This is a genomic window from Neisseria sp. P0001.S005 (assembly GCF_051963715.1).
This window is the reverse complement of sequence record NZ_JBQCTZ010000475.1, coordinates 1-716: the sequence shown is the minus strand read 5'-3', so window position 1 is coordinate 716 and position 716 is coordinate 1. Positions and strand designations below refer to the sequence as shown.

Genomic DNA, 716 nt, shown 5'->3' with positions numbered 1-716 from the left:
TATGAAGCAGCTCCAACGTATGGTAAAGCTTTTAAACCAAGTTTTGCGCCTGCTTTTACCAGGCCAAATGCGCCTGAAAGGACGGCTTTTCGGGATACTCGAGCTTCTAACGTTACGGGGACAGTTGAGGCAGAGCGGAGACCGGTGGAGGCTTCACGGACGTGAAGTGATTTATCAAATCTTGAAACATATTCATGATGAAACTTAGGTCCATTATTATCAAGATACATCCAAGGGCGTATCCCATTCTGATTAAATCCGCCAGCCGGTACACGCATACGACCATTTTTTTCAACGTGTATATCGACATCAGCGAACGAAAAATTAAACCCTAAAAGTATAACGACCGTAATAAAAAGCCGTTGTAATATCTTCATCATAATGTTCAGACCACTCAAACCCATCTTTTGTGAAATTCACTTTCAGAATTGAACAATCTTCAAAAAATACAATTACTTCATCTAAGTAACTTCTGTTCAAATAATATTGCATTGCGTTTTTTGCAATCTCAATAAAATTATGGAACGGATACAAATTTTTCAAATTGAATAATTCAGTCATAAACACATGACACAATTTTTCATTTGAATAATTAGGATTCGTATCTTTTTTAAATCTCAATTCTTCTTCTGAAATATAAAACATAATGCTAACTTTCGTAATGGTTGCTGAAAGTTAGATTTTGCCATTACCCGAATAGGGTATCAATCCTTGAA

Annotated in this window: 1 protein-coding gene; it reads right to left on the bottom strand. The window is 36.0% G+C overall.

All coding sequences use genetic code 11. The features are described from left to right. The coding region (locus ACTHSP_RS21160) for an IgG-binding virulence factor TspB family protein (RefSeq protein ID WP_440346901.1) at nucleotides 1-398 on the bottom strand (398 nt) is incomplete at its 3' end. Nucleotides 399-716 lie beyond the last annotated feature (318 nt).